This window comes from Metabacillus rhizolycopersici (assembly GCF_020075705.1).
Genome location: NZ_JAIQUM010000174.1, coordinates 1 through 2,937, shown reverse-complemented (window position 1 = coordinate 2,937; position 2,937 = coordinate 1). Strand labels below are relative to the sequence as shown.

At 40.0% G+C, this 2,937-nt stretch carries 3 protein-coding genes; all 3 read right to left on the bottom strand.

Features of this window, described 5'->3' with window-relative positions:
- A partial coding sequence (gene sdhB / locus K9V48_RS27575) for a succinate dehydrogenase iron-sulfur subunit (protein ID WP_224142252.1) occupies positions 1 to 632 on the bottom strand: 632 nt, incomplete at its 3' end.
- Positions 632 to 2,395: a succinate dehydrogenase flavoprotein subunit gene (sdhA, locus tag K9V48_RS27570; RefSeq protein WP_224142251.1), complete on the bottom strand. Its 1,764-nt coding sequence runs from the start codon at positions 2,393 to 2,395 to the stop codon at positions 632 to 634. The genes sdhB and sdhA, both read right to left, overlap by 1 nt.
- 32 nt (positions 2,396 to 2,427) lie before the next feature.
- On the bottom strand, positions 2,428 to 2,937 hold a 510-nt coding region (locus K9V48_RS27565; RefSeq protein WP_224142250.1), incomplete at its 5' end, for a succinate dehydrogenase cytochrome b558 subunit.

Sequence of the window (2,937 nt, the reverse complement as noted above, 5' to 3'; positions counted from 1 at the left end):
TTAGCTAAGCCACCATCGCCCATAATTGTTTCAAGTCGCTCAGATTTATTCATCTCGCCCGTTGGATGTGCATTAAATAGACGTACTTGTGATAATGGGGCAGGTCCAATGAAATTAGATTTACTATTTACATTCGGACACGCCTCTAGGCATACACCACAGGTCATACATTTTGATAATTCATAAGCCCATTGACGTTTTTTCTCTGGCATACGTGGTCCAGGTCCTAAATCATACGTTCCATCAACAGGAATCCACGCTTTCACTTTCTTAAGTGAATCAAACATACGCTTACGGTCTACTTGTAAATCTCGAACGATCGGGAACGTTCGCATTGGTTCAAGGCGAATTGGCTGTTCTAGCTGATCAACTAGCGCTGAACAGGATTGACGCGGCTTGCCATTGATGATCATCGAACAAGCTCCACACACTTCCTCCAAACAGTTCATATCCCACGTGATCGGAGTTGTTTGCTTCCCTTCAACCGTTACAGGATTTCGGCGAATTTCCATTAGTGCTGATATCACGTTCATATTCGGACGATAAGGAATTTCAAATTTCTCCTGGTAAGGGGCTTCTTCCGGAGAATCTTGACGAGTAATAATAAATTGAACTACTTTTTTCTCACTCATTATTTATCCCCCTCTTTACTTTTTGAATAATCACGTTTACGTGGTGTAATTAATGATACGTCAACATCTGCATAAGTAAATTTAGGTGCTGTATCATCACCGGTATAATCAGCCATTGTTGTCTTTAACCAATCCTCGTCGTTACGCTCTGGAAAATCTGGTTTGTAATGTGCTCCACGACTTTCATTTCGATTGTATGCACCAAGTGTGATAACACGAGATAATTGAAGCATATTTTTCAATTGTCGAGTGAACGTTGCACCTTGGTTGCTCCATTTCGCCGTATCGTTAATATTAATGTTATCGTACCGTTCAATAAGTTCTTGAATTTTGTCATCTGTTTTAAGAAGTCTATCGTTGTGACGAACAACTGTAACATTATCAGTCATCCATTCTCCTAATTCCTTATGAAGAACGTATGCGTTTTCCTTACCGTCTAAACTCATAATGCCAGCCCATTTATCTTCTTCTTGTTTCACATAGCGATCATAAACAGTAGAGGATAAATCTTCCGCACTTTTTTCTAATCCATTTATATACTTAACTGCATTCGGACCTGCAACCATACCACCGTAAATCGCAGATAGTAGTGAATTTGCACCCAAACGGTTAGCACCGTGCATTGAGTAATCACACTCACCAGCAGCAAATAAACCAGGAATATTTGTCATTTGGTCATAATCTACCCAAAGTCCACCCATTGAATAGTGAACAGCCGGGAAGATTTTCATTGGTACTTTACGTGGATCATCACCAGCGAATTTTTCATAGATTTCAATAATTCCACCTAGTTTAATATCAAGCTCTTTCGGATCTTTATGTGATAAATCTAAGTACACCATGTTTTCGCCATTTATACCTAGTTTCTGATTCACACATACGTCAAAGATTTCACGTGTTGCGATATCTCGTGGAACTAGATTTCCATACGCAGGATATTTTTCCTCTAGGAAATACCATGGCTTACCATCTTTATACGTCCATACTCGTCCACCTTCACCACGAGCCGACTCACTCATTAGACGAAGCTTATCATCACCAGGGATTGCTGTTGGGTGGATTTGAATAAATTCTCCGTTCGAATAAGTTACACCTTGTTGATAAACAATTGATGCAGCGGAGCCAGTGTTAATGACAGAATTTGTTGATTTACCAAAGATAATTCCAGGTCCACCAGTTGCCATTATAACAGCATCTGATCGGAAAGATTCAATTTGCATTGATGTTAAGTTTTGACCAGTGATCCCGCGACAAACACCATCGTCATCAATCACAGCACCTAAAAACTCCCAGCCTTCATACTTCGTAACAAGACCAGCAACTTCATAACGTCTAACCTGTTCATCTAATGCATATAGAAGTTGTTGTCCAGTCGTCGCACCAGCAAACGCTGTACGGTGATACTGTGTACCTCCAAAGCGTCTGAAATCTAATAATCCTTCTGGAGTACGGTTAAACATAACACCCATTCGGTCAAATAGGTGGATGATACCAGGAGCTGCCTCGGCTAATGCTTTTACAGGCGGTTGGTTCGCTAAAAAGTCTCCACCATAAACTGTATCATCAAAATGCTCCAAAGGTGAATCTCCTTCACCTTTTGTATTAACCGCACCGTTAATTCCTCCTTGTGCACACACAGAATGAGAACGTTTAACAGGTACTAATGAAAATAAATCTACTTGAATGCCGGCCTCAGCAGCTTTGACTGTAGCCATTAAACCAGCTAACCCGCCTCCGACAACGATAATTTTGTTTTTACTCATAAAGCCCACTCCCTTTAATAGCTATTGCTGAATTAAACGAATGCAAATATTGCACGAACACCCACGATTGAAAGCGCCACAAATATTGCAAGCGTTACGTATGTGGAAATAACTTGTGAGCGTGGAGTAACAGTAATTCCCCAGCTTACTGCAAACGACCATAAACCATTAGCAAAATGGAAAATAGTTGATAAAACCCCAATTAAATAGAACGTTAGCATAAAAGGACTGCTTAAAATCGAAGACATCATGTCATAATTTACTTCTGCACCAAATGCAGCAGCGATTCTAGTTTCCCACACGTGCCAAGCAATAAATATGAACGTTATAATACCTGTAACACGTTGAGCTACAAATAACCAGTTGCGAAGAAAATTGTACTTATTTACGTTGTTTTTCGCTGTAAAAGCAATGTATACACCGTAAATCGCATGGTATAAAATCGGAAGAAAAATAACAAAAATCTCCAACGCATACCTAAATGGTAGCATCTCCATAAAATGTGCTGCTTCATTGAATGCCTCTGGACTCCTTGTAGCAAA

Coding starts and splice junctions, on each gene's coding strand:
- sdhA (WP_224142251.1), bottom strand. CDS start 2,395: ATGAGTAAAAACAAAATTATCGTTGTCGGAGGCGGGTTAGCTGGTTTA.